Source organism: Prosthecobacter debontii, assembly GCF_900167535.1.
Classification (GTDB): domain Bacteria; phylum Verrucomicrobiota; class Verrucomicrobiia; order Verrucomicrobiales; family Verrucomicrobiaceae; genus Prosthecobacter; species Prosthecobacter debontii.
On record NZ_FUYE01000003.1, the window covers coordinates 76,573 to 99,616 of the forward strand.

21 protein-coding genes and 1 tRNA gene are annotated in these 23,044 nt (G+C 55.6%); 6 read left to right on the forward strand and 16 right to left on the reverse strand.

Going from position 1 to position 23,044, the window contains the following annotated elements; genetic code table 11:
- Nucleotides 1-13: 13 nt before the first annotated feature.
- The 6 genes from B5D61_RS05070 to mtnA all read right to left on the reverse strand — a co-directional run bounded on the left by B5D61_RS05070 (nt 14) and on the right by mtnA (nt 8,129).
- The gene (locus tag B5D61_RS05070) at nt 14-1,003 is read right to left on the reverse strand and encodes a choice-of-anchor A family protein (RefSeq protein ID WP_078812233.1); all 990 of its coding nucleotides are present in this window, start codon (nt 1,001-1,003) and stop codon (nt 14-16) included.
- A 407-nt stretch (nt 1,004-1,410) separates the two neighbouring features.
- Nucleotides 1,411-3,813 (reverse strand): protein translocase subunit SecD, encoded by a 2,403-nt coding sequence (gene secD, locus B5D61_RS05075; protein WP_078812234.1) that lies wholly within the window; start codon nt 3,811-3,813, stop codon nt 1,411-1,413.
- A 66-nt stretch (nt 3,814-3,879) separates the two neighbouring features.
- Complete coding sequence (gene yajC / locus B5D61_RS05080; RefSeq protein ID WP_078812235.1) at nt 3,880-4,224, reverse strand: preprotein translocase subunit YajC; 345 nt, start codon at nt 4,222-4,224, stop codon at nt 3,880-3,882.
- Nucleotides 4,221-5,360 (reverse strand): tRNA guanosine(34) transglycosylase Tgt, encoded by a 1,140-nt coding sequence (gene tgt / locus B5D61_RS05085; protein WP_078812236.1) that lies wholly within the window; start codon nt 5,358-5,360, stop codon nt 4,221-4,223. The genes yajC and tgt overlap by 4 nt, the downstream gene beginning before the upstream one ends.
- A 79-nt stretch (nt 5,361-5,439) precedes the next feature.
- Nucleotides 5,440-7,041, reverse strand: a complete 1,602-nt coding sequence (locus tag B5D61_RS05090) for a PrsW family glutamic-type intramembrane protease (protein ID WP_078812237.1) — start codon at nt 7,039-7,041, stop codon at nt 5,440-5,442.
- The gene (gene mtnA / locus B5D61_RS05095; protein WP_078812238.1) at nt 7,038-8,129 is read right to left on the reverse strand and encodes an S-methyl-5-thioribose-1-phosphate isomerase; all 1,092 of its coding nucleotides are present in this window, start codon (nt 8,127-8,129) and stop codon (nt 7,038-7,040) included. Before mtnA ends, B5D61_RS05090 begins: the two co-directional genes overlap by 4 nt.
- A gap of 206 nt (nt 8,130-8,335) precedes the next feature.
- Here mtnA and B5D61_RS05100 point away from each other — a divergent pair, with 206 nt between their 5' ends.
- The 4 genes from B5D61_RS05100 to B5D61_RS05115 all read left to right on the forward strand — a co-directional run bounded on the left by B5D61_RS05100 (nt 8,336) and on the right by B5D61_RS05115 (nt 12,526).
- Complete coding sequence (locus B5D61_RS05100; RefSeq protein WP_078812239.1) at nt 8,336-10,045, forward strand: hypothetical protein; 1,710 nt, start codon at nt 8,336-8,338, stop codon at nt 10,043-10,045.
- Between the two features lie 68 nt (nt 10,046-10,113).
- Entirely contained in the window at nt 10,114-11,487 is a 1,374-nt protein-coding gene (locus B5D61_RS05105; RefSeq protein WP_078812240.1) for an FAD-binding oxidoreductase, read from the forward strand.
- Nucleotides 11,488-11,520: 33 nt separating this feature from the next.
- Nucleotides 11,521-12,018, forward strand: a complete 498-nt coding sequence (locus tag B5D61_RS05110) for a hypothetical protein (RefSeq protein WP_139373073.1) — start codon at nt 11,521-11,523, stop codon at nt 12,016-12,018.
- Entirely contained in the window at nt 12,008-12,526 is a 519-nt protein-coding gene (locus B5D61_RS05115; protein ID WP_078812242.1) for a DUF3592 domain-containing protein, read from the forward strand. Before B5D61_RS05110 ends, B5D61_RS05115 begins: the two co-directional genes overlap by 11 nt.
- Here B5D61_RS05115 and B5D61_RS05120 read toward each other — a convergent pair.
- The 4 genes from B5D61_RS05120 to B5D61_RS05135 are packed head-to-tail and all read right to left on the reverse strand — an operon-like array spanning nt 12,501 to nt 15,990.
- Nucleotides 12,501-12,776: a ferredoxin reductase domain-containing protein gene (locus B5D61_RS05120; RefSeq protein WP_078812243.1), complete on the reverse strand. Its 276-nt coding sequence runs from the start codon at nt 12,774-12,776 to the stop codon at nt 12,501-12,503. The two genes, B5D61_RS05115 and B5D61_RS05120, sit on opposite strands and share 26 nt — an antisense overlap.
- Nucleotides 12,777-12,814: 38 nt before the next feature.
- Nucleotides 12,815-13,939: a glycosyltransferase gene (locus tag B5D61_RS05125; protein WP_078812244.1), complete on the reverse strand. Its 1,125-nt coding sequence runs from the start codon at nt 13,937-13,939 to the stop codon at nt 12,815-12,817.
- A gap of 3 nt (nt 13,940-13,942) precedes the next feature.
- On the reverse strand, nt 13,943-14,767 hold the full coding sequence (locus B5D61_RS05130; protein WP_078812245.1) for a class I SAM-dependent methyltransferase: 825 nt from the start codon (nt 14,765-14,767) through the stop codon (nt 13,943-13,945).
- Nucleotides 14,768-14,775: 8 nt separating this feature from the next.
- Nucleotides 14,776-15,990 (reverse strand): glycosyltransferase, encoded by a 1,215-nt coding sequence (locus B5D61_RS05135; protein WP_078812246.1) that lies wholly within the window; start codon nt 15,988-15,990, stop codon nt 14,776-14,778.
- A gap of 126 nt (nt 15,991-16,116) precedes the next feature.
- Between B5D61_RS05135 and B5D61_RS05140 the strand changes: the two genes are divergently transcribed.
- A tRNA-Thr gene (locus tag B5D61_RS05140) sits at nt 16,117-16,191 on the forward strand.
- 174 nt (nt 16,192-16,365) lie between these two features.
- Entirely contained in the window at nt 16,366-17,517 is a 1,152-nt protein-coding gene (locus tag B5D61_RS05145) for a hypothetical protein (RefSeq protein WP_176159233.1), read from the forward strand.
- 168 nt (nt 17,518-17,685) lie between these two features.
- On the opposite strand, the gene B5D61_RS05150 is transcribed toward B5D61_RS05145, so the two are convergent.
- The 6 genes from B5D61_RS05150 to B5D61_RS05180 form a co-directional block, all read right to left on the reverse strand.
- Nucleotides 17,686-19,140 carry a replicative DNA helicase gene (locus tag B5D61_RS05150; protein ID WP_078812248.1) on the reverse strand — a complete coding sequence of 485 codons (1,455 nt, stop codon included), beginning with the start codon at nt 19,138-19,140 and terminating at the stop codon, nt 17,686-17,688.
- Nucleotides 19,137-19,901, reverse strand: coding sequence for a YdaU family protein (locus B5D61_RS05155; protein ID WP_078812249.1), 765 nt, complete (start codon nt 19,899-19,901; stop codon nt 19,137-19,139). Before B5D61_RS05155 ends, B5D61_RS05150 begins: the two co-directional genes overlap by 4 nt.
- Nucleotides 19,902-20,148: 247 nt before the next feature.
- Complete coding sequence (locus B5D61_RS05165) at nt 20,149-21,486, reverse strand: DEAD/DEAH box helicase (RefSeq protein WP_078812251.1); 1,338 nt, start codon at nt 21,484-21,486, stop codon at nt 20,149-20,151.
- 5 nt (nt 21,487-21,491) lie between these two features.
- Nucleotides 21,492-22,007 (reverse strand): putative metallopeptidase, encoded by a 516-nt coding sequence (locus B5D61_RS05170; protein WP_078812252.1) that lies wholly within the window; start codon nt 22,005-22,007, stop codon nt 21,492-21,494.
- Nucleotides 22,008-22,082: 75 nt separating this feature from the next.
- Nucleotides 22,083-22,595, reverse strand: a complete 513-nt coding sequence (locus tag B5D61_RS05175; RefSeq protein ID WP_078812253.1) for a RuvC family protein — start codon at nt 22,593-22,595, stop codon at nt 22,083-22,085.
- A gap of 30 nt (nt 22,596-22,625) precedes the next feature.
- Nucleotides 22,626-23,033, reverse strand: a complete 408-nt coding sequence (locus tag B5D61_RS05180; RefSeq protein WP_078812254.1) for a hypothetical protein — start codon at nt 23,031-23,033, stop codon at nt 22,626-22,628.
- Nucleotides 23,034-23,044 lie beyond the last annotated feature (11 nt).

The following is a 23,044-nucleotide window of genomic DNA, read 5'->3' on the forward strand; positions in this document are numbered from 1 at the left end:
GAGCGGGAAAAAATTAGACGAACAAACGGCGATTGCGGGTGATCAACACCAGGCCCGCTGCCGCAACGATGAAGATGGCGCTGCCGGGTTCTGGAATCGGAGCCGCGTAACCTTCATAAGCGTAAGCGTTGAGGCTGTTGCTATCCGGCAGATGCACCTCCGCCGTGGTGGTCAGGTTATTAGCCACGACGAGGCCATCAATGTTGGATGACGTGGTGATCGACGCATACGGTGCCAGAATGCCGCCGTTGAAGTTGTGGGCGTTGAAATTGATCGAGGTCGCTTCGTAGAAGTTCCACAGGATGTGGCCCTGCCAGTAGTTGTCGTTGAACAGGCCTACCATGTTACCGTTGGTCCAGTTCACCGATGTGCCGCTGACGTTGATGACGATGTTCGTCGTCGCCGCATCTGGAATCAGTTCAAACTGCTGGCCCTTTGAATTCGAGAAAACATCGGCAGCGCTAACATTAAAAACTGCAAGCCCATCAGCACCTGCCGTCGCGTAGAACTTGGTCGGAGAAGGTTGGCTACCAGGGAGGGTAACCGTGCTATCTGCGGCCAAGTCGTGCAGCAAAATGGATTGACCGATGGCGTAATCGCGGATGGAGGCGAGTTGTGCGTCAATCGTGTGATCCACCACGGTGGAACCACCGCCATTGTAATTGATGATTCGTCCGCTGGTGCTGCCGTCGATGTAAAGGCTACCCCGTTGGAGATTGATCGGGTTTCCGCCGACCAGATTGTTGCCCACTACAAAGGTGCGATCCGTTGGGCTGATCGTGCTCTTCAGGTGGATCCCCAGATTGGAGGAGTTACTGCCCGTGAAGTCATTCCCAACAAAGGTGCGCCCCTCGACATCGGAGGTGGTGTTGAGGTTGTTAAAGATGATAGCGTTGTAGTTCTGGAAATCCAGAGTTTGCGCCTGAGCGGCTAAGCCAGCCCCGAGCAGAAAGGTGGCGATCGCCACACGGCTGAGGAGAGAAGACCAAAGGGGGGGTTCCATATCAATTCTTCAATCATGATTCTCATAATCGAGAAGATAATTGAAAGTGATAGAACACTCTTATCTTTTTGAAATCTCACAACTAAATTTTGATAATTATTTCAAACTTGCGTATCAATTATAAAAATATCAAGATTGTAAGAGCTGTCTTAAATTTAAACTTGCTAAGTATTTACCCCTCGGAGCCCTGTATTTATGAGGCCTCCAGCGTTTTGGTTGCGGGCTTCCAGTTCGGTCTGGCGAGTAGAAACAGCCGGTTTTTAGCGGTTGATGTCCTGGTTTATCAAAGGCTCATTCTCAAAATTGAGGCTAAACGGAGCCCATCACGGACATGTCGGCGATTTAAAAACAAAAAAGCGGAGTCCCGAAGGACTCCGCTTGGTGGACAGATATCTCTGTTTTCGCGATTAAGCCTGAGCAGCCTTGGCAGCAGCAATCGCGGCCTGAGCTTTCTGGGCTTCGAGCTGCGCATCCAACACCTGACGCTTGAGGCTGGTGCCCGTTTTCTTCGCATACCACAGCACCAGCGGGCTGGCGATGAAGATGGAGGAATAGGTGCCGAGAAGCACACCGATGGTGATCGGCACGGCGAATTCGAGCATGGCTGGGTTACCCAGGAACAGAAGGGCCACCATTGGGGCCAGAGCGGTCGGACCGGTGAGCAAGGTTCGGCTCAGGGTCTTGCAGATCGCTTCGTTCATGAGGTCGCGAGTGCTGCCGCTGACTCCCTTCTGAATGTTTTCGCGGATACGGTCAAAGACCACGATGGTGTCGTTGATCGAGTAACCAGCCACCGTCAGCATGGCACCGACGTGGATGAGGCTGAGTTCTTGTCCAAACAGAACGCACAGACCAGGCACCATGAGAACGTCGTGGAAGAGGGCCACAATGGCACCCACCGCGAAGGCGAACTCGAAACGGACCATCAAATAGATGAAGATGGCGATCAGAGCGATGCCCAGAGCGATGAGGGAAACCTTAGCGGCTTCGTCTCCGATCACAGCACCAACACGACTACCTTCGGTGCCCGAGATCTTGTCGCCGAATTTGGCTTTCACGGCAGCTTCGATCACTGGACCTGCGTCGAATTCACTGCGGATCGCGACGACTTCGCCCCCGGTGGCATTGCCCTTACGCTGAAGGTAATAGGTGCCGATACCTTCGCCGCTTGGCAGCTTCAGGTCTTTGAGAGTGGTCTCCAGCTCGCCATCCGTGATGGCCTGCCCTTCTTTCAATTCCACGTGGGTGAGAGCACCACCGCGGAAGTCGATACCGAGGCTGTTTTTGCCCTTCACACCCAGGGTGCCAAAGGAGATGGCTGTGATAATGAGGGAGGCGATGATGAACCCCTTCGCCTTGGACAAGATGTCGAACACCGCGTCAGGAATCAGCTTGGTGGTCTTGAGATTGGTGAGGATGTTCTTATCGATCACCCACATAAAGATGACGCGGGTCACGATCAACGCACCGACCATGGAGGACAGCAAACCGATCATCAGGGTGATGGCGAAGCCTTTGACCAAGCCGCCAGCAATGGCGAAAAGGATGATCGCAGAGATCAGCGTCGTGATGTTGGAGTCGGCAATGGCGGAGAAGGCCTTATCGTAGGCGGACTCCAGAGCGCCAGACAGGGTCTTACCCGCCTCACGTTCTTCACGCAGACGCTCGTAGATCAGCACGTTGGCATCCACCGCCATACCGATGGTCAGCACGATACCGGCGATACCCGGCATGGTAAGCGTGAACCCAAAGAGGGCCATACCACCGAAGAGGATGGAAAGGTTGATCACCAAACCGACGATGGCAATGAGGCCTGCCATGCGGTAAACGAAAACCATGAACAGAGTGGTGAAAGCCAAACCACCGACACCGACCCACATGCCCTGATTAACGGAGGATTCACCGTAAGCAGCAGAAACCGCACTCTCAGAGAGGATGATCATCGGGTTTTCCAGCGGGTTCTCCAGAAGGCTCGCCAGCGTGCGGGCTTCCTGTTCCTTAAAGCTACCACTGATAACGGCGGTTCCGCCGAAATGGTCCGTCTGCAGCACGGGGGCCGAGATGATCTCCTTATCCACAATGATGGCCATCTGGCGACCACGATTCACGGCGGCGACTTCATCGAAGAGTTTCGAGCCCGTGCTATCGAGGTTCAGTACCACTTTCCAGCCTTCAGCATCGAAAGTTGGGAAGGCTTCTTTGACATACTTACCTTCCATGTCAGCGCGGTTACGGACGAGTTCACCGCCACGGCTCGGCAGCTCATTGCCCTGAGCGTCTTTTTCCACCTTGTATTTCAGTTCTTCCCAGCCCGGCTCTTTAACCCCGCCGTTGGCTTGGATTTCAGCCAGCTTGGCAGCGCTCTGCTGATGAACGATGCGGAATTCCAGGTGAGCCACCTGCTGAATCTTCTGACGAACGTCGGCAAACTCCTTCTCCTCCACACCAGGCATCTGGATCAGGATGCGGTCATCTCCCTGGGGTTGCAGAGTCATGTCCTTGGTGCCTTCAGGGTTGAGACGCTTTTCCAGGATGCTGATGGCCTGCTGCACCGCGCTTGGATTCACGGGCTTCACCGTGCCATCGTCGGCTTTACCAGGCTGAAGTTGGACGACGAACTCACTGCCGCCCTGAAGGTCGATCCCTTTCTTAATGCCCATGCTATCGACGGTCCAGATGGCAAAGCCTGTCGCCAGGAAGATGAGGACAGTGCCGTAGAGGCGCTTGCGATCGTGAACGACCGTGCCGACGTAAAACAGGAGCAGCAAGAGAATCGCAGCTCCGACGAGGAAGGTTGAGATGGCGGCCATGGTGGGGTTGGGATGGGTTTTAAAAAATCAGTCTCCTGGCTCAGGAGCTCAAGAGTGGGTATCAAATCAAGCGGTGGTCGCTTCGACAATATCAGACTTCTTCGAGACAGAAGCGATGGCGCTGCGCTCATATTCGACCTTCACGTTATCGGCCAGCTTCACCATGATGGTTTTCTCTTTCACGCTGGTGATGATGCCATGCTCGCCACCGTTCATGATGATATGGTCACCCACCTTCACGCTACTGATCATTTTTTCCTGCTCCTTCTGGCGCTGACGTTGAGGGCGGATCAGCACGAAATACATCATGACGAACATGAGCGCCATGAAGACCAGAGGGCTGCCAAACAAGCCACCCTGTGAGGAAGCACCGCCGGCCTGGGCGAAGAACGTGGAGAAAGTCGAGATCATGTATCGGAGGTTTCGGGACGGTTTTGGTAACGAGCGACGACCTCGGCGCGGAACTCCGCAAAGCAACCTTGTTCGATTGCTAAACGAGCCCTAGACGCGAGGGACAGGTAGAAATGCAGATTGTGCAGGGAAATCAACCTCAAACCCAGCACCTCCTGGGTATTGATTAGATGACGGATGTAGGCCCGTGAAAAGCCCTGACACAGGGGATGGGTGTCCTCGGAGAGCGGGCGGAAATCTTTCGCGAATTTATTGTTTCGCAGATTCATCGGCCCATCGTGGGTGTAGGCGGTGCCATTGCGCGCCAAACGGGTGGGCAAGACGCAGTCAAACATGTCAATGCCACGGGCGATCAATTCGACGATCTGGGGAGGAGTGCCCAGCCCCATGGCATACCGCGCCTGATTCTGCGGCAGCAGCGGGCAGGTCCACTCAGCAATGCGCATCATGTCCTCTTCCGGCTCACCAACGCTCAATCCACCAATGGCATAGCCACTGAAGCCCATGGCCACCATCTCCCGAGCGCAACGCTGGCGGAGATCCTCGAAGGTGCTGCCCTGGACGATCCCAAAATGCAATTGAGCACCGCCACCCGTCTGTGGTTGATGTTTGTCGATCCAGTCCCGGCAACGTCGTGCCCAGCGCAGGGTTAGCTCCATGCTGCTGCGGGCATCCTCATGCTTGCAGGGCCAGGGTGTGCATTCGTCAAACAGCATGGCGATGTCGCTGCCGAGTGTCGCCTGGATTTCCATCGCCGTCTCTGGGCCCAGGAACATCGGGGTGCCATCGACGTGGTTATTGAAGTAACAGCCTTCTTCCTTGAGCTTCCTTAGCTTGGCCAGGGAAAACACCTGGAAACCACCGCTATCCGTCAGGATCGGGCGATCCCAATTCATGAACTTGTGCAGACCACCCGCCGCACCAATGATTTCGGTGCCTGGGCGAACCCACAGGTGATAGGTGTTCCCCAGAATGATCTGAGCATCTAGCGAGCGCAGCTCCTGAGGATGCACCGCTTTCACCGTGGCCTGCGTGCCCACTGGCATGAAAATGGGCGTCTCGATCACGCCATGCGGCGTCGTCAACCGACCACGACGGGCGGATGAGGAAGGATCGGTGGCCAGGAGCTCGAACATGAATCAGGACGAAAAAGGGCGCGGAGTGTGGCGGACAATGCGCCCAGTGTCAAAGCCTGAGACGCGGGGAATGTCCAGATCAGGCCCCTAATCGCCTCCAATAGATGAAAGCGATGGGGAATAAAGACACGCAGCTGGCAGCTCCACCCGTCAAGGCTTGGCGGTCTGGAGTCTGGATCGCCACCCATAGGAAAATAGCCGCCATCTGCACGGCTGTGCCCAGCAAAAGAACTGCCCCGGGCTGCACCCATTGGCGCGAAGGGGCGCATTCCTGATCGATCAAGTCCAGGAAATGCCAAGCCACAAAAGCTAGGACGATGATGGATAAATAGCCGACGCTTTGATCCCCTAAAAACGCATCGCCATAGTTGTAAACACCATGCGCCGTCACCACCCCTGCCAGGGTCAATAAAAATTTCTCCGCCGTGCCAAACCGAGAACGGCAGAGCTGATAGAGGGCATGGGTGGAGATCCCGGTCAGAGCTGCATGATAGAAATTGGCGGTGAAAAAGCGTCCCAGCACCGTGCTGCTATTGCCGCGCAAGTAATACTCGATGTTTTCCTCCAAGGCGAAGCCCAAGCCGACAAAGGCACCCAGCAGAATTGCCGCCCCTGGCGCACGTCGGCGCAAGAGCCAAGGCATAAATAAAGAGGCCAAAAGCAGCTTGCTCAGCTCTTCCCTCACCCCTACGCCACCGATCTGATACCATAGGTCGAAGGGGAAAGGCGCATCTTCACGCATTCCCAGTTTCACATCCTGCCACGGGATGATGAGCAGAACCGGCCAGATACTCAGAACCCCTGCGACGACAGGTAGCAATGGCCAAAGCCATCTCCAGCGCCCTGAGCCACCGTGCAAAACCAGGATCACATACCAAACCGAAGCTGACAGCAGTGTCAGGCTGAGAGCATTCCAAGGAGCCCCCACGAGCAGCTTGTATTCGGCCAAGGCCTTTACTTGCAGCCACACATCGCTCAACTCGATCGCGGCCTTTTCCCGGAGAGACGCGGGCATTGCATCCCACCAGTCCGGCTGATTCGCGATCTGCCGCAACACGGTCTCGTCGTGGAGATTGATCGCCCAATGAAATGCCGTTGTCCGCGGCATATCTTCGGGGAAGAGCGTGGCCTCCTGAACAAACTCCTTCAGCGCTAAAGGGGGATCGCGGTCCAGGAGTTGCCTTCCCCGGATGTAATGCGCGGTTCTGAGCGGAGGCTCTTGGGTAGCGGCATCGGCCAGAGCTTGCACGGCTGTGGTATCACGCCTCAACTCCGCCCGAATGAACGTCTCCCAAAGAGCCACCTCAGCTTCCGTGGAAGCATGCTGAGCCAGGAGAGATTTCACATCATAATCCGCCAAGCGACCCCTGCTTTGGTAATCCTCCCAGGTCGTAACTTTGATCTCCAAGACTTGGCAAAGATGCTGAATCTCTTTCGTGGTCCGATGCAGCCAACGAACCAACTCATAAGGCTGAGGCTGCTCTGCTCGATGCAGGCTTTGCCAATCCTGCCGCAATCTTTGCTCCAAAGGATCGACCGAGGCCTCACGACGTTCTGGAGTGAGCGCAATGATGAGCCAAGCCGCCAGAAAACTGAAAATCACGATGCCTGCAGCCAAACGCTTCAGCAGCCATGTTTGATGGCTCCAATAATGAATCTGTGAACGCCACCCGTGAATCATAAGGAGAGAGCTTGACCGTGAAGCTGACAGATGGCGGATTCCTCAGCGGCACAGGTTCCCTGCTCGGTGACCAGCCCCGTGATAAGGCGTGCCGGAGTGACATCGAAGGCATAATTAGCCGCCTCCGAACCCGGCGCAACGATGCGCAGATTCTCCACGCGACCCTCGGTGGTCATCCCTTCCATCTCGGTCACTTCTTCCCCACCTCGTTGCTCGATAGGAATCCCCGAAACTCCATCTCGAAGTGTCCAATCGAAAGTCGAACTCGGCAGCGCCACATAAAAGGGCACTCCATTGTCCCAGGCAGCGAGAGCTTTGAGATACGTGCCAATTTTGTTCGCCACATCTCCACTTCTCGTCACTCGATCCGCCCCTGTGAGCACCAAATCCACAAGGCCATGCTGCATCAGGTGGCCCCCGGTATTGTCCGCAATCACCGTATGAGGCACCCCCTGCTGAGCCAACTCCCAGGCCGTCAATCGTGCTCCCTGATTACGCGGGCGAGTTTCGTCCACCCAGACATGCATCGGAATCCCCGCTGCATGCGCAGCATAGATCGGCGCGGTCGCAGAACCATGATCCACAAAGGCCAGCCAGCCTGCATTGCAATGCGTGAGGATGTTGATCACCTGTCCTGGTTTGCGGGCGGCGATCTCCTCAATGATCTTCAATCCATGCCGACCAATGGCGGCACAAGCCGCTGCATCCTCATCTGCAATCGCCTCCGCCTCCTGACGCGCCGTTTCGACACGCTGCTCGAAACCTACTTTTGCAATCGCCGCGCGCTGACGTTTCACCGCCCAGCTTAAATTAACTGCGGTGGGACGGGTAGCCACCAACAGCTCCGCAAAGCTCTGCAGCTCTTCCTGTGTCTGTGCCTCCCGCGCGGCCAACCACATTCCATACCCCGCCGTGGCTCCGATCAAACCCGCGCCCCGCACGGCCATGTCGCGGATCGCCTCGGCGACCTCTGCCACCGTCCGCAAATCCAAAAGCTCGAAGGTCCACGGAAGCCTACGCTGATCAATGATGCGGACAGCCTCCTCATGAAGCCAGATGGTGCGGTGTGGGACGCCAGAAACAAGCATCGATCATTAACGTAGAGGGCCGACAGAGATTCAAGGAATGAGAGTCAATAACGGCCTTCAAGAATATGTGAACGCAATGACGTATAGATTATGGTAATTAAGTTTTGATCTTATCAATAATTGACATTGTCTTCCAACGCCATGTAATATTATTATTAATAAGTATCTTTTTTTAAAACGTAAGTAAACGAGCAAGTCATCTTGTCATGAGCACGATCAAAGCAATCCAATGGTTCAAGCAGACTTTTTACAAGGAGTTAACCGAATCTGTTAAGGATACTCCTTTTTCAGCGGATCAACTTTGTGCCATTGCCTATCAGGAAACGGGTTACATCTGGGCAGGTATCCGGGAAAGTCATTCGCATGACGAAATTTTCAAACTTTGCACCGGAGACACGATTGATGCGCCGGGGCGTAGCGCGTTTCCCAAAACGCGGAAGGATCTGGAGTCATGGACTGGCGGAACACAGATGTTTCAGGTCGCCCGCCAGGCTCTTGTCGATGTGGGTAGTGTTAGGAAAGAATTTGCCAACATCGCAAAAAAGTATCCCAGCAAGTTCTGCCACGGCTTTGGAATTTTTCAGTATGACATCCAGTTCTTCAAAAAAGACCCTCAATGGTTCCTTCAAAGAAAATGGACCAGTTTCGCCGAATGCCGGGCTCATGTGATCAAAGAACTCAAAGAAGCACTGAAGCGCCAGGGTTGGCAGTCTAAAACGGTGCTTACCGACACAGAAAAAGTTCACGTTTGCATCGCCTACAACCGGGGAAAATCGGATCTAGCAAAGGGCTTCCGGCAGGGCCACTACAACAAAGAGGAAAAACGGTATTATGGTGAATACATCCACGAATACCTGACCATCGCCAAAAACATTCCCGCACCTTCTCCAGCCAATCCAGTTCCCGCGCCATCGCCCCACGTGATTCTCCCACCGCCCACGTCGGTGGAGCCATCAGGAAATCTATATCAGGTGGATGTCAGTGCCGGTTCCAGTTTGAACGTCCGGCGCACACCAGAAATCCCCCAGCTCAAACCGGAATCCAACATCGTCGTAAAGCTTCCTGGCAGCCATGTCGTGAAGCATCTGGGTGGTAAAAAAAGCGCAGACTTTTGGGAGATCGAGACAAGTCTGAACGGAGCCTATATCCGAGGTTTCGCTTCTCCGAAATATCTGAAGTCTGCTCCGTCTCTTGAAATCGAGGTTCTTCAGCCCGCTTCAGAAGAACCTAAAACAGGCGTTATTGCAGCTCACCTGACACCCAAACAAGGGACTGTCATCGCCCGTGTAAACATTGCCGGAGCGTATTCCTTGAACGAGAAAAACATGCCCGTCCGCGCGGGCGATACGGCGCAAAAACGCTGTTCGGAACTCGCCAACATCATCACCTGGCTTAATTCCGAAAACTCCGCCCACAAACGCTACTGGCCGCGTGACGGACTGACGTTCTGCAACATCTATGCTCATGATTACTGCGGCCGTGCTGGTGTTTACCTTCCGCGGGTCTGGTGGACAGGTCCCGCTCTGATCCGGCTTGCCAAAGGAGAAACCGTAGAGCCAGCTTATGGTAAAACCGTTGATGAAGTGCGGGCCAACGACCTGTTCCGCTGGCTACGTGATTTTGGCCCGCTGTTCGGCTGGCGTCAAACCGGCACGCTGACTAAACTCCAGGAAGCGGCGAATCTGGGGGCCGTAGGGCTGATTGTGGCCCGCAGAGTGCAGGAAGGCCGCAGCGGACACATCGTCGCAGTCGTGCCTGAGACTGATGTACAGAGAGCTAAGCGCAATACTGAAGGGAACGTCACTCACCCCCTGCAAAGCCAGGCTGGGGCTCGAAATTTCCGTTATAGCACCAGCACAACAAACTGGTGGCTTGGCAGCCAGTTCGCCGAGTCTGCCTTCTGGATTCACGCATGAGGCCCTGACAACAATCAACGCACACTGCAAAATCTTGTGCCTGCCGTCGAAGCCGTCTAGCGTGTCGGATGGCCTCCCTGGCAGACGATCTCATTTCCCTCATTGGTAGTTCCTGTGTCTCCGTCACTACGGAAGATCTGGCAACGCATAGCACCGACAAATGGTTTGCCTCCAATTCGCCCGAGGTGGTGGTGCATGCCGAGTCCACCGAGGATGTCTCGAAAGTCCTGCGTTATGCCAATGAACACCAGATCCCTGTGACCCCCCAAGGCTCACGTGTGGGTTATGTCGGCGGCGCCGTGCCTCTGCGCGGGGGCATTGCGCTTTCGCTCGCACGGATGAACAAGATTGTGGAGATCAACATCGCCGATGGGGTGGCCGTGGTGCAGCCCGGGGTCATCACGGGAGACCTGCAAGCTGCCGTGCGCGAACTCGGTTGGTTTTATCCCCCTGACCCCGCCAGCCTGAAAGAATGCAGCCTGGGCGGCAACATCGCCACCAATGCAGGTGGACCACGTTGCCTCAAATATGGCGTCACTCGGCATTATGTGTTAGGCCTGGAAGCCGTGTTAGCCGATGGAACAATCGTCAAAGCCGGAGGGCGCTGTCACAAAAACAAAACTGGCTTTGATCTTGTCGGCATCATGGTCGGGAGTGAAGGACTGCTCGGCGTCGTGACTCAAGCCACTTTGCGCCTGATTCCCCATCCACCCATGCGTGCCATGCTCTCGGCTGGATTCACTACCTTTGCTGAAGCCGCCAATGCCGTGCAGCGCATTCTGAATGCCGGCTTCCTGCCCAGCGCTCTGGAGATCGCCGATAAATTCACCCTGCGCGCCGCTCGTGAATACCTCGGCGAATCCGTCACCCCCACAGGCGACGCTCACCTGCTGGTGGAGATCGACGGTCAGGAGGATTCCGTCAAAGGTGAACTGCTGACACTGGCCAAACTCGTGCGTGAACTGGGTTGTCTGTCCCTGGAAGAAGCTCTGGGTGAAGAGGCCTGTGAACGCTTCTGGAAACTGCGCCGCGAGTTCAGCTACAGCCTGAGGAATACTGGACTGATCAAGCTGAACGAAGACATCGTCGTGCCACGCAGCCGCTTGGTCGATCTGGTGGAATTTGCCGAAGCTCTGCAAAACGAATGTGGCTTCCCGATCGCCAGCTTCGGCCATGCCGGAGATGGCAACATTCACGTCAACATCATGGTGCCAAGCATGGATGATCCCGAACAGCGCGCCCGCGCCGAAGATGCCCTGGATAAACTGTTCCGCCAAATCATCGCCTGGGATGGAGCCATCACTGGTGAGCACGGCGTTGGCATCGCCAAAGGCCGCTGGTTCCCTGAAGCCATCACCGCTGGCAGCCGTGACGTTCATTCCCGCCTGAAGAAAGCTCTGGACCCCCACGGCATCCTCAATCCCGGGAAGTTTGTGGCTTAGCGCCATTCGCTCCATGAGTCCTTCACCCTCATTATGAGATTCCTCGGTGTATCGTTCCTCATTGTAGCAGCAATCATTCACCTCATAGGGCGGGCGCTTGTGACCGAGAACCTCATCCTACCTCTTTTCAGCCTTTGGGTCATCGGGGTTTCCCTGCTCTGTGGAGCATCCTTCTTTGCTCTCTTTTTCCCACGACGCTCCCTATGTCTCGTCGCTCTGCTAACCTTGGTTGGGATTCAAATCGACCTCACCTATTCCAGCAAATGGGCGCCGCTCTCGTCACCCTTTGACCATGCGATGAATCATACTTTAGGACGCCCCATCGGATCATGGGAATCTTATTATGGAAGTTGGATTCTATTGGCCATCATGCTGCTCATCGGACTCGCCAGTTCTTGGTTAACCGGAACGATGATCTATCTCAGAACAGGCCAAGACGAGCATCGTGGCAATGCTTTTTTAAAGGCTGTCGAACAAGCTCTAACGCGATGGGAAAAAGAGCAAGACACCCCCAAATCTGATGCCCCCTGACGCTCCCAGAAACCGAGCGCTGCCCAAGTGGCTTTTTATTGCCCTGCTCTCAGGCGGCTTCTTGATCCTAGGTCTCGGGGTCTTACTGCTCGCCCCCGCTTTAGCATCTGCTCGATGGCCAACGACTCAGGGGATCGTTTTGAGTGCTCGTGTCGTCGAGCAGCCCCAAGGAAAGAGCCTCGTGTATTCGATTGCGATCACCTATCGCTACGACGCCAATGGTCAGCGATATGAGGGCCGCACATTTTCTCATTCCTCCGATTCCCTGCCACTCTCAGGAAAGGATCGCGACAAGGTGCATGACGAGTATCAGACCTCACCGACCTATGCTGCTTGGCAGCCCACCAAGACGGTGACGGTCTTCTATGATCCCAAGAATCCCGCCCACAGTGTTCTCCGCCCTGGAGCCACAACCCTAGGATGGTTTGTCAGCCTTCTGGGACTGATCATCACGGGAATCGGCGCGTGGGAAGGGCGTCGAATCAGGCGCTTGGACTCAGCTTCCTGAAATGCTTCATCAACTCTCCCAGGATGAATGCCGGACACTCGCCATCTTCCGCAAAAACGTAGAACTCACCGAGCGGGTCGTTGATGCTAAAACGCTGGCCGAAGTATTCGAAGTCCAGCCAACCTTCCGTCACACCATCGGTGACAAAGCCTGTCACCTTAAGCCCTTCCATTTGCTCCAAATGCGGCCGCAAGATGCCCCAGGACAGCGGGAACTTGAAGATCGCGAAAAGACGCGATCCATCGTCCATTCGCTGATTCAAATATTCCACATGACATGACCTCAAGGTTAGGCAGCGGCGTCGCGATACAGTTTCCGATAACAATCGGCCATCGCCTCCATGGAATAACGTTTCAGCACAGTCTCCCGCGCTCCAGCTCCGCAGCGCGCTAGCAGTGAAGGATCTTTGAGCGGTGCCTCAATGCAATCCGCCAGCATGTCTGCATCCTGAATGTCTGCCAAAAATCCAGTTAGGCCATTTTCGATCACCTCGGCATTGCCACAGGCTGAGTGGGCCAGCACAGGGACGGCGCAGGCCATGCCTTCAAGAACTGCATTGGATAAACCTTCGATTTCCGAAGGGGCCGCCAGCAGATCCATGGCCCGATAATACTTGGCCAAATCGTTTTGATGCCCTGCCCAGATCAATCGATCCACAAAGGGATGCTGCTTCATCGCCTCAATCAAACGCTCGCGATCCGCACCTCCATCTCCGACCACCAAAAGACGCAACTTCGGCCACTTGGGTGCCAATTTTTCGAAAGCCGTAAAGAGCATCTCATGCCGCTTCAAGGCCACGAGACGCCCCACGATGCCTACCACCACCGCATCTCCAGGCAGGCCTAACGCTTGCTTCGCCATCGCCTTATCTTCCGCAGGAGAAAAACGCTGACTGTCCACTCCATTCGGGGTCACGACGATCTTGTCTTGAGGATCAAAGCCAAGCTCCTGAAGGTGCACTTTCAAGCCGCCACTGACGACATGCACGCTCTGACAGAGCTTAAACAGCCAACGGCGTTGAGCCAGCCGTTTAGGGGTCAGGTCTTGCTTCTGCACCTGCCCATGCTCGCCATGAACGATCGGATGCGTCCGCCCCCCCAGGGTCGCAAGCACCGCATAGATGAGCGTGCCTAGATTGTGCGAATGTAAAACGTCGGCCCCCGTGGCCAGCATGTGTTTGCGCAGCGCCAGCACGGCTTTCAATGAAAAGCCCGTGGTTTTACCCATCACAACGACTTTATCGGGCTCTGGCATCCGTTCGGCAAAATCTCCCCGAAAGCGCAAACAAGCCGCTTCAATCTTGAAGCCGTCTCCATGCAAGCGACGGGCCACATTCACCACCCCATTCTCCAGTCCACCTGGAGCCAGAGAATCCAACACGTGCAGGACACGAACCTCGGAAGATGCATTCATGATTTAGTCCGCCACTGCCGCTAAGGTGACCGCCGGTAACAAACGATAGCACAAACGCCGACGTATCTTGTGTGGCACGGGACTCATCAGAAGTTCCAAACCATCCACGAGAGCATTCATCAGGAACCCACGCTGAGGTTTACCGAAGCGAAACACCCACGTGGTGGAAAAGCCGTGCTTCTTCAGCAGCTTTCTCATTTCCCGATGCGTCCATTCCTGAAAGTGAAAACACTCCAGTTCGTCGGTAAAAAACGCCGAGATATCATGTGGCCCCGTGTAGCGATGAGGCGTGTCAAAAACATACACTCCACCAGACTTCAAGACGCGCCGCGCTGTCTCAAAGTGAGGGGAAATATCGTCTGGATGCAAGTGCTCCAGAAACTGATAGCTGAAACAAACATCCACAGACCGATCCGGGACATCGAGATTGTAGCCATCGTAAACCACGAGTTCAAGATTCGCGGGGGACTCGTCTGCGGATTCACGCTGATCGGAGATATCCACCCCGATGACCTTTTTCACCTTGGCCGCTGCCGCAGCCGCCAAGCGTCCATCGCCTGGCGCGAACTCCAGCAGGACGCTATCAGCCTTCAAAAACGGTGCCAGAATCCGCATCTGCGCAGCCACCTTGCGACGACTATCCTCAGGAGTCACACGACGCGTCAGGCGAGGGTGATCCGGCACCCGCTCAAAGAGCTCTCCATAGAGCGTGGCGAACAAGCTGACACGTTCCTCACGGGTCGATTTGCGCAAGCGCCCAGCCAGTTCCTTCTCCACTTCGTAATGGTGGCGCAGACGTTCGAGCGTGCGTTGAGTTTCAGCAGCCATAAAAGAGATCAATTCGAGCGAGGCGGGCAGGCCGCACAAAGGTCCATAAAAGTGCGCGTGGCAGCCGTCCAGGAATAATGATTCTCCACGTTGGAACGAGCCTTTTTAGCCAGCTTGTCGGCCAAAGCCGGATCCTCCACCAACCGCACAATGGCTTGCGCAAAAGCAGACGCATCATCAGCCAGGAGGATGTCTGACTCATGGACGATGGGTAGCCCTTCAGCCCCAATGGTGGTGGAGATCACTGGCACCCCCATGGCCATGGCTTCATAGATTTTGATGCGCGTGCCTCCACCTGCACGGAGAGGCACCACGATGGCATGACAGCTATGCACATGCGGTCTCACATCATCCACCGTGCCAGTGACGATGACTTTATCACTGGCCCGAGCCTTCAAGTGCGCCGGTGGATTGCGGCCAATGATTTTCAGCACCACCCCAGGAAGCTGGGCATGCACCAACGGCATGATTTCATCCAGAAAATACTGACAGGCATCAATGTTGGGCATCCAATCCATGGAACCCAAGAAGCCGATGGTAAAAGGCGGGGGCGGTGAAGAAGCAGGCTTGAAAAACTGCACATCCACCCCCGTGGGCACATCCCCCAACACATTGGTCAAACCATACAGCTCGCGGGCCAATCGTGAATCATCTGGTGACACCGTGATAACACCATCAAAGAGACGAGACAGCTTGTCCTCCCAACGATGCATGCGCTGATACTGCATGTTTAGGAATTGCCGCCGCATCATCGACGGCGCCGACTCAGCCAAACGTTTCCAGATCAAGGCCTCAATGTTATGCTGAAAGAGCACCACCGGGCAGGCAAACTTCACCCCGAGGAACGCAGGTGCAGGGAAAAGGAAATCGCAGATGACCAGATCAAAAGCCGACTCCGCGGCCAGCCGCTGAAGCTCAGTCTGCATCCTTGGCTCTTGATAGCGCTGAAGCGCATAAGGCAGGCTGCTAAAAAAAGTGTTCTGAATCAGCCTCGTCCAAAATTTGAGCGATGTGCGGGAGGGCACCTCCGTGGGAACCCAGATTTTATGCCGGGCATAAGGATCGGCTTTTTCCTCGGTCGATACCTCCATGCCCTCAGGCAGTAGCGAAAGGTAAGTCACCTCATGCTCCCGACTGATCTGTGTCAGCATCGCATGGGTGCGCCTCTTGCCCCCTGTGTCCAGGGGATGGAGTGGACCCGTTTTAACCCAAAGAATGCGCATGCTTTTTGCCCATAGATCAGGCTTTTGCGTCTGTCACGTGAAGAACCAATTGCAAAAGCAATTCGAAAATCGGTTGCTGAAAAGCATCCAGCCATTAAACTCCGTACCCCGTAACACGGGTGACTAGCCGGGTTAGCTCAGTGGTAGAGCAGTTGATTTGTAATCATCAGGTCGTCGGTTCAAATCCGACACTCGGCTCCAGCTTGAATCTCAGAAAATAAGAGGTTCCACATTACCACTTCAAGTGTTCCACACTGCCCGCGTTTTTGTCGCGCTGAAAACGGTTTGCAAAAAAAGGCATAATCCGGCAAGGTTCGGCAAAAGAAAATGGCTACAAAAGCGGCTACAAAATCCGAGTCTAAGCAGCCTCCGACCGTGATTTTTCGGGGTCGCTCGTATCTTCTCTTCAAACGTGGGGATGAAAATTCGCCGTGGTGGGTGCGGGTCCAGAAGAATGGGAAGCGGGTGGCTCAAAGCTGTGATACCTCCGACCTTAAACTGGCGAAGGATCGGGCGAAGCTGAGGATTGCGGAGGTGCTGGATGGTAGGCCGGATCGCGCGGCGACGAAGTCGCGCAAGGGCGTGCCGACAATCCAGGAGATCATTGAGTTTGGGAAGGCCTCGCACCTGGCCGTGAGGGAGAAGACTCAAAATAGCTACAGCAATGCGGTGCTGCTGCTGCTGCAGACGGTGTATGGCTATGATAAGGAGAAGGCGGAGAAGCAGCGCCTGGATGTGCTGACGGCGGAACTGGCGCGCTCATACCAGGCGAAGATGCAGGGACTAAAGCGGGCGGAAACAAAGCGACTGACGTCTGGCAATACGACGGCGAATTCTCAACTCCGGTTTGCTCGATCGCTGTTCTCCAAGCAACGTCTGTTGGATTATAAAGAGGCTGGCTTTGTAATGCCGGAGGCTCTGGAGGGTTTCCTGAATGTGCCTTATCTGGAGGAAGAGAGTCATCGCTACTCAGACAAGCCGATTCCTCAGAAGGCGATCAAAGAGATGGATCAGGCGCTGCCTGCACTGAAACTGAAGGACGTTCGTCTCTGGGCCATCCATCTGATGGTGCGGCTGATGGGGTTGCGAGATAGTGAGATTGATCGGGCTCAAGATCACTGGCTAAGCGAGACGAAAGAGGGCGGCATGGAGATGCGTATCATCAAACGTGAGGGTGAAGCGATGCCGAAGCGCTCTGAAGGCGTGGTGGCGGTGCCACCGGAGTTGGCGGCCTATTTCAAGAAGCGGAAGGGTTATCTGATTCCAGCGAAGTCGAAGACAGAGCGGTATGACCTGATCTACCGGGATCATAATGAGTGGCTGCGACAGTTCATCCCAGATCGCGTGAAAGCTGCACATGAGCTGAGAAAGCACTTCGGCGCGGTGTGGGCGACGAAGACGGGCTCCCTCTATGAAGCGGCTCAGCGTCTGCGTGTGACGTTGATCGTGGCGGAATACCACTACTCGGCGATGCTGAAGAAACCAGAGGCTCTCACTCTGGATGATTATCAGGGGATGGTTTCGTGAATGCCGCCTGCGTCAATTCCTCCCATCGCTTGTCTGTAAAGAATGCGCCGAGGCTAACTTTCCCGCTATTCATGCGGGCGTGGCATATCATGCATATGCGACCTTTGTGCCGATGGCAATCACACTGCATCTCAGGCGCATCGAGAAGTCGCTCCATAAAATCATTCGTCATAAAAGCTCTTGTTGTTCAGGCTGAAACTCGGCAAAGCGGAAATGGGGGCCGACCATGCGGACGGGGACACAGTCGCCTTTGGGGCCGTCGCGGTTTTTGGCGAGTTTGAGGAGGCGCTTGGACTTAGCGATGGGATCATCTTCTTCGTCATCCGCGCCTTTCTTCCAAGGCTGCTTCTTTGACGACTTGGGCTTCTCCGGTTTGATGATCTTGATCTCGATGTCGGCGTCTTGCTCGATGTCCATGGCCTCGCGCGCTTCGCCGTCTTTGTTCACCTGGCTGGGCATGAGGATGGTGCAGCCTGCGCGTTTGGCGATTTGTTTGGTGCTGCCGGTAATGTGGGCGATCTCGCGCTGACGGCTGTTGCATTCTTTGCGGGTGAGGGCGAGCTGGATGTAATCAATCATGACGATGAGTTCCTGCCCTGCTTTGAGGCGACGTTTACGGCGCTGGATGTCGCGGTGGATGTCTTCGATGGGACGACCGGCGACATCGACGATGGCGATGTTCCAACGCTGGATGTCCTGACAGGCTTGTTGAAAGCCTTGCAGTTCGGCACGGGTGAAGTGGCCGGTCTTCATCGTGTTGCTGGAGACGACGCCTTGGGAGCAAATCATGCGCCCGGCTTCTTCGTCATCCATCATTTCATAGGTGTAGATGACGCCTGCGTGGCCTTGCTTGCAGGCTTCTTCGACGATCTGGCGACAGAGGGAGCTTTTGCCCTCGCTACTCTCCGCCAGCACGGCCCATAGACGGCCTCTCTGGAGTCCGCCCGTGAGTTCATCCAGGCGTGTGATGCCGGTGGAGACTCCGGGGAGCACACCGGGATTGTTGGCGCGATGCTCGGCCTTTTCCACCACGGTGGTGATGATGGACTGAATGGTGCGGCAGGGAAGATCGGCGCTGTCGTCATCGGTCTCGATGTCAGAAAGACCGGTATGGATTTCTGACACAACGGCTGGCAAATCTTCACCGGTGCGACCGAGGGTTTGCAGCTTCTCAACCGATAGCAGGAGGCGATGGATGATCTGTCTTCTTTGAAAACACTCGGTGAGGATCTTCCGGTATTGGATATAATGCCCAGGGACGGGCATTGAGGTGGCGAGTTCGGTAATAGCACTGGGGCCGCCTGCTTTGTCCAAAAGGCCACGGTTGCGGAGATGATGGGTGAAGAGGGCAGCATCGAATTGACCGTCATGCACGGGGAGATTCCCCATGACATGCAGGGACATCAGTTCACTGGCGATGATGCGACGCGACTCGTGATGGAAGGCTGCGGGCTGCACGCCGCCATCCTCCAGGAGATGCGGCATCCACATCCACGATGAGATGACGCCTGTCTCGGCTTCCTCGCTACTCGGGAGTGGCTGCTGAATGAGTTCCAGCAGTTCTTCGGCTCCCGGTGCTTCATGGCGTTTACGGCCGTAGGGGTTGGCTTGGGCTGCGATCATCGCCTGCCCTCCTCAGGATTGTAGTTGCGTGCGCGGTCCACTTCACCCCGCCAGTTGTTGAGCAGGGTGAGGAGGTCTTTGCGGAGGTAGGGGTAGCTGCTCTCGGCGTAGAACCAGCTCAGGATCTCCAGGTCTTCGTCTTCGAGCTTGAGCGCTCTCCAGGCTTTCTGCTCCTTCTCGCTCCAGACGGTGCTAGGCCTGCGATTGAACCATGCGGCAACTTGGATTTGCTGTTCGGTGGGATTCCAAGTTTTGGAATGTCGGACAGGTTGGGGGGAAGGGTTATCTGCAAAAAGACGATCTCCTGAATCCATTCCCCCTTGGGGGTTAGGGGGGGTATTTGGTTTTGATTCTGTTTCTGTTTCTGTTTCTGATTGCTTTTGGTTAGCTAAGCTGTCGGAAAGCGGTAGGTTTTCGGTAGCTTTCGAATCGCTTTCTCTTTGCTTAAGCGGACGGCCACCTTTCGCGCCGTTTTTGCTTTTGGTTTCGCGTGTTGCTTCGACCTTCAGACGCTCTTGTTCCATGCGCCCGTTTTTCAGCGTTCCGTCTTCATGCAAATCGAATTTGGCCAGCACGGCGCTCAGCTTTTTCGTCGGAATGCCGGAGATGCGCGCCAGCTTATCTTCCTCTTGAGGTAAGCCTCCTTGCTGCCATTGGAAGCAAAGCAGACGCATGTAAGCGCCGACTTCTTCAGCGGTCATGAACATGGTGCCGACCAGGAAATCAGCGGGGTAAAAGGGGATGTAGGGAGAGGTCTTCATCGAAAGGAATATTTGAGAAATCTGCGACGATTCATCACCGCCTTACACCGCCTTAGATTCCTCGTAATGATGGCAGGCGGGCATTCGAGACTTGGTCAAAGCCATGCCGTTGTGGGTGTGAGAGCTGATCTTCTTGGCGCAGTATTTGATGCGCCTGGTCTGATGGTGAAACCGCAGGTGTTTGCAGGTCTGGCAGGTCTTACCAGAAGGACCGTTGCGTGAAGGCGCGGGGAGAGAGAAAAGTAGGCTAGTCATCGGTGATCTCCATGCCCTCTCCGACGAGGGCTTTGAGGTTGGCGAGGCGCTCGGCGTGGCGTTTGCACATGGTGCTTTCGATGGTGCCTGCGGCGTAGATGATGCGCTGCTGGGAGGGGCCGCCCCCTGCCCTTCTGACGCGACCGCTGGCCTGCTCAATGAGCATCCACTTGGGACAAGGAAGGATGAAGGCGAAGCGCTCGAAATCGCTTTCAACATCGTGGAGATCGAGGCCGGTGCCGCCGCTCTGGATCTGGCAGACGATGATGCGCTGGCGGTCCTGCTGGAAGTCGAGGCGATGCTTCTCGCGCTCCAGAGGTTTCTGGCCACCGAAGATGCCACAGCGGGTGTGGAGGCCGGCCATGATTTCCTTTCGCGTGTCGGTGTAGTTGCAGAAGATGGGGACGGAGTATCCGGCATCGACTCCGGCGCGGGCTTTCTCGATGAGGTAGGGAGCCTTGGCGGTCTGGCTCAGCTCATAGGCCTGGGCCCAGGTGTTGCGCTTGAGCTGAACGATCTTCCATGATGGCGCGCCCTGTTTTCGAAGGCGTTGTTCGAGGTCATGGCAATCCTTCCAAGCCTTGTTGATCCTGTCGCGAATCTCGTCGGGGAGATCGACGGCGACGCAGCGGATGTCGGTGGGAGGGAAGGCATCGCCTAAGGCCTCGGGGGTGATGCGGATGCCGCGCGGTGGCGAACCCTCAAAGATGTGGGCTTGGATCTCTTTGAGGCGTGGACGGTGGCGGGCGGGAAACTGCCAACGCTCACGGTCGATGCTCCATTCGCAACCCATGTTGACGAGCCATGCCTTGAATCCTTCGGGACTGCCATCATGGAGACCAAGGACCTGACCGGAGCTCCACATTTCAGCGGGGTTCTCGGCAATGGTGGCGGAGAGCATGAGGATGGGATAACCCGCCTGCCATGCGGAGCCGAGCATGCGGCCGTTCTCGGTATCCTCACCGCCTTTGCAGTGATGGGCTTCATCAAAGATGATTGTGGCGCCTTCTGGAAGATGCCAGCCGGTGCGGTTGAAGTGGCGAGAGCCGCGCTTCACTTCTTCATATCCGCCGATGAAGATCGGTTTGACTCCGAAGTGGGCAACGGCGCGCTGCCAGCCTGCGACGCAGGGCTTGGGGCAAATGATGGCGGGCTGCCGCTGGGTGAGGAGAACGGCGGCAAGGCTCATGTGAGTCTTGCCGATACCCATCCCCGAAGCATTGAGGGCACCACGGTGTGTTTCCAGAGCGGTGGCCAGCATCTCGGCGGGCTTGATCTGGTAGGCAAACTGACCGGATGGCCCTGCCAATGTTTCGAGGATGGGGTTCATGGCGGTCAGGCAGCGTCTTGATTGCCGAGCAACATTGGAAAGAAGGCTTGACCATCTCGCTCCCAAAGGATCCGAGCCTGATACACTTCAGGGGAGTTGCGCCCATGGCGGACCGCCACTTCACGGAACCAGCCCATCTGGTAATCGTGCTTTTTGATCTTCAGCTTAGGCCTGCCGACATCGTCGGTTTTGATGAATCCATCGTCATCCCTAAGGACAATCAGATGGTGAAGTTCGTGATCTAGCAAAGCATCCTTCTGCTCATCGGTCATGTCTTCATACGCCTTCTGATCAATGGTAATCTCAGCATCAGCGAGCCCTTTGACTCGGTCCTTGAGATTAACAATTCGGACCATTGCTAAAGCGGGATACCCGCCGTGGGAGACGGCATCACCGTTCTCATTGACCGCGAAAAGGATGTCGAGCGTGAGCTCAGCTTTTGCGAGATCAGGATAGTAGGATTCGATCAACTGCGCACAGCGGTCGTGAACCTCTTGAGGAGCCTTGTCGTATACTTTCATGGAGTGGATGTTCAGATGCAGGCTGGTGTCAAATGGAGGCGCGCTCGTAGCCCGGACCGCGCGCGCCTATGAAATTCAGAGCCGCTGTCTGCGGCCATATTCAGCGATCAGTGCCGCGTCGATGATGCCGTCATGAGGAGTGCGGCAGCGCGGGGATTCGAGCCAGGTTTCATCCGGCCAAAGGGCACGGGCCATGGTGAGGGCAGCCGCTTTGTTCTCTCCTTTGCCGCACTTCAGCAGGTTTTTCTGCCAGCGCTGTGGTGTGATTCGAATGTGGCGGACGCCCTTCAGTTCGCACATAGCTCGAAGAGCAGCGAAAGAAGCCGCCATTGAGGCAGCGGCACTGGCAGATTTGCTTCCCCCTGGCTCTTCAATAATGATGACGATCTTGTCAACGTTGTTGGAAACCTGGAGCTCGTCTTGAAGAAACCGCCAAACTCCACGGACATCAATCTCGTTGCCCTTCCTGGTCTTTTGCGTGGCCATGGCCGTGCGGGCGATGATCCCAGTGCCAGGAGTGATCGAGATGGCAGCAATCCCGCCGCTGATGCCGTTGTCTATGCCGATGTAAACTGTGGTTTCGTTCATCACACACAATTGATATTTGTTCCAAATGGCTCACTCCTGAGTCGTGGGTTCTTCGGAGAATCCGAAGATGAGAGTGCCGGATTGGATCTCCTTTACCTGAAGGGGATGGGCTGAGGTGAACTCGAAGTTCCAGTGCTTGGCCACCTCACCCGTGCAGGGGATGCGCCATTGGAAACGCCCTTGATGCTCCTGGAGAGCGCGGGATTGATTGCCCGCAGGATTCTTGGATGGTGACAGTTGATAAGTCAGGCCGTCGTTGCTTGCTCGCATCTCCAGGCCTGTGCCACGCGACCAGCCTAGCTCTTGAGCTAGTGCCTGACTGATACTGATAACAAGGGTGTCTCGGCGCTTGCCATGAACGGCAGGCAAGATTGAGAAGTTGAGTGATACGACGGCAGTATCAGGTGTGAGTGTGGTCCAAGTGTGTGTTGTTTTCATGCGAGAGTGGG

Bases quoted from the DNA above. Each gene is read 5' to 3' on its own strand.
- B5D61_RS05070 (WP_078812233.1), bottom strand. From the start codon at position 1,003: ATGGAACCCCCCCTTTGGTCTTCTCTCCTCAGCCGTGTGGCGATCGCC.
- secD (WP_078812234.1), bottom strand. From the start codon at position 3,813: ATGGCCGCCATCTCAACCTTCCTCGTCGGAGCTGCGATTCTCTTGCTG.
- yajC (WP_078812235.1), bottom strand. From the start codon at position 4,224: ATGATCTCGACTTTCTCCACGTTCTTCGCCCAGGCCGGCGGTGCTTCC.
- tgt (WP_078812236.1), bottom strand. From the start codon at position 5,360: ATGTTCGAGCTCCTGGCCACCGATCCTTCCTCATCCGCCCGTCGTGGT.
- B5D61_RS05090 (WP_078812237.1), bottom strand. From the start codon at position 7,041: ATGATTCACGGGTGGCGTTCACAGATTCATTATTGGAGCCATCAAACA.
- mtnA (WP_078812238.1), bottom strand. From the start codon at position 8,129: ATGCTTGTTTCTGGCGTCCCACACCGCACCATCTGGCTTCATGAGGAG.
- B5D61_RS05100 (WP_078812239.1), top strand. From the start codon at position 8,336: ATGAGCACGATCAAAGCAATCCAATGGTTCAAGCAGACTTTTTACAAG.
- B5D61_RS05105 (WP_078812240.1), top strand. From the start codon at position 10,114: ATGGCCTCCCTGGCAGACGATCTCATTTCCCTCATTGGTAGTTCCTGT.
- B5D61_RS05110 (WP_139373073.1), top strand. From the start codon at position 11,521: ATGAGATTCCTCGGTGTATCGTTCCTCATTGTAGCAGCAATCATTCAC.
- B5D61_RS05115 (WP_078812242.1), top strand. From the start codon at position 12,008: ATGCCCCCTGACGCTCCCAGAAACCGAGCGCTGCCCAAGTGGCTTTTT.
- B5D61_RS05120 (WP_078812243.1), bottom strand. From the start codon at position 12,776: ATGGACGATGGATCGCGTCTTTTCGCGATCTTCAAGTTCCCGCTGTCC.
- B5D61_RS05125 (WP_078812244.1), bottom strand. From the start codon at position 13,939: ATGAATGCATCTTCCGAGGTTCGTGTCCTGCACGTGTTGGATTCTCTG.
- B5D61_RS05130 (WP_078812245.1), bottom strand. From the start codon at position 14,767: ATGGCTGCTGAAACTCAACGCACGCTCGAACGTCTGCGCCACCATTAC.
- B5D61_RS05135 (WP_078812246.1), bottom strand. From the start codon at position 15,990: ATGCGCATTCTTTGGGTTAAAACGGGTCCACTCCATCCCCTGGACACA.
- B5D61_RS05150 (WP_078812248.1), bottom strand. From the start codon at position 19,140: ATGATCGCAGCCCAAGCCAACCCCTACGGCCGTAAACGCCATGAAGCA.
- B5D61_RS05155 (WP_078812249.1), bottom strand. From the start codon at position 19,901: ATGAAGACCTCTCCCTACATCCCCTTTTACCCCGCTGATTTCCTGGTC.
- B5D61_RS05165 (WP_078812251.1), bottom strand. From the start codon at position 21,486: ATGAACCCCATCCTCGAAACATTGGCAGGGCCATCCGGTCAGTTTGCC.
- B5D61_RS05170 (WP_078812252.1), bottom strand. From the start codon at position 22,007: ATGAAAGTATACGACAAGGCTCCTCAAGAGGTTCACGACCGCTGTGCG.
- B5D61_RS05175 (WP_078812253.1), bottom strand. From the start codon at position 22,595: ATGAACGAAACCACAGTTTACATCGGCATAGACAACGGCATCAGCGGC.
- B5D61_RS05180 (WP_078812254.1), bottom strand. From the start codon at position 23,033: ATGAAAACAACACACACTTGGACCACACTCACACCTGATACTGCCGTC.